Here is a 7232-nt window from a genome sequence, read left to right on the forward strand (position 1 = left end):
TGCCGTGGGCGAGGGAGACGAGACCGGCGGAGGCGATCTGGCCGGCGCGGTAGCCCTTGGCCGTGGCCTTCGCCTCGCGGTTGGCGTTGATCTTGTACGTCAGGCGGGACGCGGCCATCGCGGCCAGACCGGCGACGAGGGGGGCCGCCACGGCCGGGATGAGGACCTTGGTGACGATGGTGGAGCCGTTGACGGCCGACCAGCCGGCCGACGCGACCGCGGCGCCGATGAGGCCGCCGAACAGGGCGTGGGAGGAGCTGGAGGGCAGGCCCACCAGCCAGGTCAGCAGGTTCCACAGGATGGCGCCGACCAGGGCCGCGAAGATCACTTCCGTGCGGATGCCCTGTTCGTTGATGATGCCGCCGGAGATCGTCTTGGCCACCTCCACGGAGAGGAAGGCGCCGACGAGGTTGAGCACGGCGGACATGGCCACCGCCGTCTTGGGCTTGAGCGCACCGGTCGAGATGGTCGTGGCCATCGCGTTGGCGGTGTCGTGGAAACCGTTCGTGAAATCGAACACGAGAGCTGTCACGACCACAATGGCGAGCAGCAGCGTGATGTGTTCCATTTACCCAGGCAATCGTTTGACGTCAGTGGCTCGTCGAACGTAAGCAACCTGGGTGAACGGAAGGTGAACTGGGGCGGGCAGTGTGGTGTCCCGAACCGGTGTCAAGAGATTCCGTTTTCCGGCGCCGCCACCCCTGTCCACCATCCGAACACCCCGGAACCCCGGGTAATCCGTGTGCCTGCTGCCCTCACACCCCCCGCCACCGTCCGGACCTCCGGGGCCCCGTCCGCCCCCTGGACGGATTCAGCCGGACGAGGGACGGCCCGGCGAGACCCATGTCACCCGCCCGAGCGGCCGCCCGGAGAGAACGGCGCCGCCCGACCGGCCCGTCGGGTGGCATGGAAGGGGCGCACTGCGGACACTGGGGAGCGTGCGCCCGGCTACAGCGGCGGCAGCGGCCGTCACCACACTGATCGGTGTCGGCGCGGCCGCGGTGGCGGCCGGCCGGTACGCCAGCGACGTCGCCCTCAGGGCCTCGTCCGGACATCCCCTCCCGGGGGACCCCCGGCTCACCGTGCACGCCACGGGACCGGAACGGATCACCCTCACCCGCAGCCTCGCGTCGCTGCGCCCCGGTACGTACGGAGTGGCGGCGCCCGGCCTGCACGCGGTCGTCGGCCCCGTCCTCGACCGGGTCCCGCACACCGCCGACACCGTCGTCCGCCGCCTGGAACGGGTCGAGCTCGGCACCCTCGGGACCGGCGCCCGCGTCCGGCTCACCCCGCAGCTGCACGTCGGCACCCCCCTCACCGCCTTCGGGCTGCCCTACGAGGACGTCGAGATCCCCGGCGAGCTGGGGCCGCTCCCGGCCTGGCTGGTGCCGGCCCCCCGGGCCACCTGGGTGATCGCCCTGCACGGCCTCGGCACCACCCGCGAGCACCCGCTCAACCTCGTCCCCTTCCTCGCCCGCCGCAAGGTCCCCGTCCTCGTCCCCGCCTACCGCGGCGACGCCGGCGCCCCCGCCTCGCCCGACGGCCTCGCCCACCTCGGCGACTCCGAGTGGCGCGACGTCGACGCCGCCATCCGCTACGCGGTCCGCCGGGGTGCCGCCAAGGTCGTCCTGCACGGCTGGGGCACCGGCGCCTCGATGGCCCTGCGTGCCGCCGCCGAGTCCGGCGTACGGGACCGGATCGCCGGCCTCGTCCTGGACTCCCCGGTCCTCGCCCGCGAGACCACCCTGCGCAACCTCGCCACGGCCCACCGGATCCCCGGGGTCCTGCTGCCGCTCGCCGTCCGGGCCGCCCGCGCCATGACCGGCATGCCCGCGGGCCGTTCCCCGGCCGCCCCGGCGGCGGCCGATCCGCGCGTCCCCACCCTGATCCTGCACGGGCCCGACGACACGCTCGCCCCCTGGGAGCCGTCCGTCGAACTCGCCGCCCGCAGGCCCGGCCTCGTCACCCTGGTCACCGTGCGGCACGCCCCCCACGCCGCCATGTGGAACGCCGACCCGCTGCGCTACGAGGAGGCCGTACGCCGCTTCCTCACCCCGCTCATGTGACGGTCCGCCGGGGCCCGCTCCCACGGCACCGGGCATTCCGATTGGGCTTTCGGGCCGTCAGCGGGAAGACTGCCCCCGTGACGTCTCGAAAGCCCGATGAACCATTGGCGCGCAACTCCAGACTCCGACTCGTCCGCCCGCGGGCGCTGGCCACCGCCCGGCGGGCGGTGACCACCCGGCGCACCCGCCCGGCACCGCGGCCGCCGGAGGGGACTCCGCCCCGCGCGGAACTCGCCCGCCAGGCGCGGCACGTCCTCGCCGACGCCGTACGGATCGCCCGCTGGGCCGCCGTCGAGCGCGGCACGGGGCTCGCGGCCCGCCCCGGCTCCGAGACCGTCCCCGCCCAGGAACGGGCCGCCACGGCCCTCGGCCTGACGCCCGGCCAGGTCCGGGCCGGCTGGGACCGCGCCCGCCTCGCCGGGCTCGTCGAACTGCACGGCGACACCGCCCGCCCCGGCTGGCGGCTGCGGGCCTGGGACCGCGACGACTCCGCCGTCCTGCGCGGCTGGGTCGCCCTCTTCGACGCCTGGTCCCTGGTGCACCCGGCCCCCGCGGGCGTGGAGGCGAGCGCCGTCGCCGAGGTCGTCGAGGCCGTCCCGCAGGTCCTCTCGCTGCTCCAGCTCTCCCAGGGCCCCGTCCCCGTCCCGTCCCTCCTCGACCTGCTCGGCCAGCGCGTCGAGGAGCTCCGCGAGGAGCGCTGCGAGGTCCCGGACGCGGCGGACGCCCCCGGCCGGGACGCCGGGTCCGGCGCGCCCGAGGGGCTCCCCGCCCTGCTCGACTGGGCCCTGGAGGGCCTGGCCGCGGTGGGCGCGCTCACCCTGGACCCGGGCCGGGAAGGCCGCCAGGCCACCCTGACGCCGCTCGGCAACTGGGCGGTCTGGGTCAAGCTGGAGCAGATCTGCGTCGCCGCGCAGAGCCCCGCCGGCAACATCGAGCAGTCCGCCGAGGACATGCTCCGCGGCTGCGCCCGGCTCACCCCCGGCCCCGCCCGCGACGAGTACCGCGCCTGGCTCGCGGCCCGCACGCTCTCCAGCGCCGTCTCGGAGCTCCTGGCCGTCGCCCGGGGCGAGGACGCCCTGCTGCGCGGGCTGGCCTTCGAGGCGCTGCGGGTCGTCGGCGCCCCCGCCGAGGCCGAGGTCCGGGCCGCCCTGGCCGAGCCCCCCCTCCGCCCGTACGCCTTGCTCTGGCTCGCCGAGTACGAGGGGGCCGACCCCGACGACGCGCAGGAGGTCCTCACCCGCGAGGAGGCGACCTGGCTCTGGGTGGACACCGCCGCCGCCGTGGCCGACCACGGCGAGAGCGACCTGCTGGTCCGCCACTTGGACTCCGCCGTGCAGGGCACCGTCCCGGCCCTCCTCGACGAGGTACGGGCCGTCGGCCACCCCCGTACCGTCCAGGTCCTCGTCGCGCTGGCCGCCGCCCACCCCGACCCGGCCCTGGCCAAGGCCGTCCGCAGGGCGGCCTTCCAGGTCCACACCGGGGGCGCCTGACCGGCCCGGAGCCCGTCCCCGCCAGGGGGCGGGCCCTGAGGGTGTCCGGTGTCCGGGATCCGACCGGGCCCGCGGGGCCCAGGGAGGATCGCCCTCGCACCGGGCGTACCCGGGTGACCGGCGACGCACGGGGGGCGCCTCGGCTACGGAGGAGAGCCCGCGTGCGCAGGGGGGCACCTCCCGGGCGAAGCGCCGGGGGAGTCGCGGGCCGGGCCCGACTTCACGGACTCGACCTAGGCGCCGGCGCCGGGGGTGTACGTGCCGAAGCTCCAGATGTTCCCCTCGGCGTCGCGGGCGATGTAGTCCCGCGAGCCGTAGTCCTGGTCCCGGGGCGGCATGACGATCTCCACACCGTGGGCCACGGCCCGCGCGTGGTGCTCGTCCACGTCGTCCACGTGGACGAAGACGCCGACCGGCCCGCCGCCGGCCGTCAGCCGGTCGAACTCGCTGCCGGTGCCCCGGCTGCCGAGCATCACCATCCCGTTGCCGTACGTCAGCTCGGCGTGCGCGATCAGCCCGTCCTCGCCCTCGTACACGGCCGTGGCGGTGAAGCCGAAGGCCTCCGTCAGCTGGGTGATCGCCGCCTTCGCGTCCCGGTAGGCCAGGGCCGGGCAGATGTGGGGTGCTTCGGGCATCGCGCTCACGTCCTTTCGTACGCCGCGGGCCGGAGACGACCCGCGTCCTGTCCGGCAGCGGTGCGCGGATGATCAGCGGAAGGTGTCGCACCGGGCCATGTCGCCGGTCCGGAAGCCCTGCTGGAACCACTGCTGCCGCTGGGCGGCCGAGCCGTGGGTCCAGTTCTCCGGGGTCACCCGGCCCTGGAACTTCTCCTGGATCCGGTCGTCGCCGACCGCCGCCGCGGCGTCCAGGCCGTCGTGGATGTCCGCCTCCGTCAGGCGGGTCAGCAGCGGCCGGCCGGTCCGGTCGTCGGGCGTGGTCGTCGCGTGCCGCGCCCACACCCCGGCGTAGCAGTCCGCCTGCAGCTCCACCCGCACCGCGTTGGAGTCCGCGCCGGTCCGCCCGTCCTGCGCCCGGCCCAGCGTGCCGGTGAGGTTCTGGACGTGGTGCCCGTACTCGTGGGCGACCACGTAGGCCTGCGCGAACGGCCCGCCGCTCGACCCGAAGGTGGTGCGCAGCTCCTGGAAGAAGCCCAGGTCCAGATAGACCCGCCGGTCGCCCGGGCAGTAGAACGGGCCGACCGCCGAGGTGGCGGTTCCGCAGGCGGTGCCGACCTGCCGGGTGAACATCACGGTGGGGGCGTCCGCGTAGCGCCCGCCCCGGCGCGCGTACTCGCCGCGCCAGTAGTCCTGGACGCTGTTGACGACGGCGACGATCCGGCAGTCCTCGCGGGTGTTGGCGTCCGAGCCCTTGCGGCAGGCCTGGTCGACCTGCGCCGCCGAGGAGGAGGTGACGGCCGGCTCGTCACCGCCCGAGGAGAGCCCCAGCTGGTCGGGGCCGATCCCGAAGAACAGGCCCAGGACCAGGGCGACGACCCCGATGATCCCGCCGCCGACGGTGGCCCGCCCGCCGGGCAGGCGGCTGCCCCGGACGTCGCGTACCTCCGAGGTGTCCAGGTCGGCGTCGTCGTCGAACTGCACGGTCCACCACCCTCCGCGTCGCTGTCGCGGCGGTGGCCGCCGCTCTGCGCCGAGTATCGACCCCTCTCGCGCCGTCCGCCCCTTTTGCGGTGCGTGCGCGGGAAGGTGAGAAAGACGGCATTCGCCTACCCCCGGCCCGCGTGGCCGAAAACCAGTTGCAGGGGGCCGTTAGACTGGCCGCATGGCCATTCTCCTCGTGGATTAGCGGCGTCGAAGCCCTTCCCAGCCGTCCTTCCGCCGTTTCCCCATCGTCCTGGAGTCTGTCCGTGATCACCGCTTCCGGCATCGAGCTGCGCGCCGGCGCCCGTGTCCTCATCGAGTCCGCCACCTTCCGCGTCGCCAAGGGTGACCGCATCGGTCTCGTCGGCCGCAACGGAGCGGGGAAGACCACGCTCACCAAGTGCCTCGCCGGCGAAGGCCAGCCCGCCGCCGGCACCATCGCCCGCTCCGGCGAGGTCGGCTACCTCCCGCAGGACCCGCGCACCGGCGACCTCGACGTCCTGGCCCGCGACCGCATCCTCTCCGCCCGCGGCCTCGACGTCCTGATCCGCAAGATGCGGCAGAACGAGGAGCGCATCGCCGGCGGCAGCGGCGCCACCCGGGAGAAGGCGCTCAAGCAGTACGAGCGCCAGGAGACCGAGTTCCTCACCAAGGGCGGGTACGCCGCCGAGGCCGAGGCCTCCACGATCGCCGCCGCCCTCGGCCTGCCCGACCGGGTCCTGGCCCAGCCGCTGCACACCCTCTCCGGTGGTCAGCGCCGCCGCATCGAGCTGGCCCGCATCCTCTTCTCCGACGCCGACACGCTGCTCCTCGACGAGCCCACCAACCACCTCGACGCGGACTCGATCGTCTGGCTGCGCGACTACCTGAAGACCTACCGCGGCGGCTTCATCGTCATCTCCCACGACGTCGACCTGGTCGAGACCGTGGTCAACAAGGTCTTCTACCTGGACGCCAACCGGGCGACCATCGACGTCTACAACATGGGCTGGAAGCTGTACCAGCAGCAGCGCGAGGCCGACGAGAAGCGCCGCCGGCGCGAGCGGCAGAACGCCGAGAAGAAGGCCGCCGCCCTCAACGCCCAGGCCGACAAGATGCGCGCGAAGGCCACCAAGACCGTCGCCGCGCAGAACATGGCCAAGCGCGCCGAGCGGCTCCTGTCGGGCCTGGAGGACGTCCGCGTCTCCGACAAGGTCGCCAAGCTCCGCTTCCCCGAGCCCGCGCCGTGCGGCAAGACCCCCCTGACGGCCGAGGGCCTCTCCAAGTCCTACGGCTCGCTCGAGATCTTCACCGATGTGAACCTCGCCATCGACAAGGGCTCCCGCGTCGTCATCCTCGGCCTCAACGGCGCCGGCAAGACGACGCTGCTCCGCCTCCTCGGCGGCGTCGAGAAGCCCGACACCGGCGAGGTCACCCCCGGCCACGGCCTCAAGCTCGGCTACTACGCCCAGGAGCACGAGACCCTGGACCCCGACCGCACCGTCCTGGAGAACATGCGCTCCGCCGCCCCCGACCTCGACCTGGTCGAGGTCCGCAAGGTGCTGGGCTCGTTCCTCTTCTCCGGTGACGACGTGGACAAGCCGGCCGGGGTGCTCTCCGGCGGTGAGAAGACCCGGCTCGCCCTCGCGACCCTGGTCGTCTCCTCGGCGAACGTGCTCCTCCTCGACGAGCCCACCAACAACCTGGACCCCGCCAGCCGTGAGGAGATCCTCGGCGCGCTGCGCACCTACAAGGGCGCGGTCGTCCTGGTCACCCACGACGAGGGCGCCGTCGAGGCGCTCGACCCGGAGCGCATCATCCTGCTCCCGGACGGCGTCGAGGACCTGTGGGGCCCGGACTACGCGGACCTGGTGGCGCTCGCCTGATCCCGGGCTCCGGTTCCGGGGGGACCCGCCCCGGGACCGGTGATCATTCCCGGCTGGATCATTCGGCTCATGGGTGATCCTTCATCTGGGTGAGGACGTCTCGTACCCGACGGCGCGGAGCCCTGCGGAATCCTTCCGGCAGGCCCGCGCCGTACGTGTGTCCGGCGCGCGCCGCTGACCTGCTGCTTCCGCCGGCCGAGGCTCCCCGGGCGG

6 protein-coding genes are annotated in these 7232 nt (G+C 74.1%); 3 read left to right on the forward strand and 3 right to left on the reverse strand.

The window, feature by feature from the left end; all coding sequences use genetic code 11:
* The coding region (locus RIF68_RS20860; RefSeq protein WP_309052805.1) for an anion permease at window positions 1–568 on the reverse strand (568 nt) is incomplete at its 3' end.
* Window positions 569–938: 370 nt separating this feature from the next.
* Between RIF68_RS20860 and RIF68_RS20865 the strand changes: the two genes are divergently transcribed.
* Together RIF68_RS20865 and RIF68_RS20870 are read left to right on the forward strand one after the other, a co-directional pair.
* On the forward strand, window positions 939–2066 hold the full coding sequence (locus tag RIF68_RS20865) for a hypothetical protein (RefSeq protein WP_309052806.1): 1128 nt from the start codon (window positions 939–941) through the stop codon (window positions 2064–2066).
* Between the two features lie 77 nt (window positions 2067–2143).
* Complete coding sequence (locus RIF68_RS20870) at window positions 2144–3556, forward strand: hypothetical protein (protein ID WP_375165115.1); 1413 nt, start codon at window positions 2144–2146, stop codon at window positions 3554–3556.
* Between the two features lie 233 nt (window positions 3557–3789).
* Here the strand turns inward: RIF68_RS20870 and RIF68_RS20875 are convergent, their stop codons facing one another.
* A complete protein-coding gene (locus RIF68_RS20875) occupies window positions 3790–4191 on the reverse strand; it encodes a VOC family protein (RefSeq protein ID WP_309052807.1) in 402 nt (133 codons plus the stop codon).
* A 72-nt stretch (window positions 4192–4263) separates the two neighbouring features.
* On the reverse strand, window positions 4264–5154 hold the full coding sequence (locus tag RIF68_RS20880) for a neutral zinc metallopeptidase (protein WP_309052808.1): 891 nt from the start codon (window positions 5152–5154) through the stop codon (window positions 4264–4266).
* A 266-nt stretch (window positions 5155–5420) separates the two neighbouring features.
* On the opposite strand from RIF68_RS20880, the gene RIF68_RS20885 reads away from it, so the two are divergent.
* The gene (locus RIF68_RS20885) at window positions 5421–7019 is read left to right on the forward strand and encodes an ABC-F family ATP-binding cassette domain-containing protein (RefSeq protein WP_309052809.1); all 1599 of its coding nucleotides are present in this window, start codon (window positions 5421–5423) and stop codon (window positions 7017–7019) included.
* The last annotated feature ends 213 nt before the right edge of the window (window positions 7020–7232 follow it).

This window comes from Streptomyces sp. (assembly GCF_031178505.1).
Taxonomy (GTDB): domain Bacteria; phylum Actinomycetota; class Actinomycetes; order Streptomycetales; family Streptomycetaceae; genus Streptomyces; species Streptomyces gulbargensis.

Bases quoted from the DNA above. Each gene is read 5' to 3' on its own strand.
- RIF68_RS20875 (WP_309052807.1), bottom strand. From the start codon at position 4,191: ATGCCCGAAGCACCCCACATCTGCCCGGCCCTGGCCTACCGGGACGCG.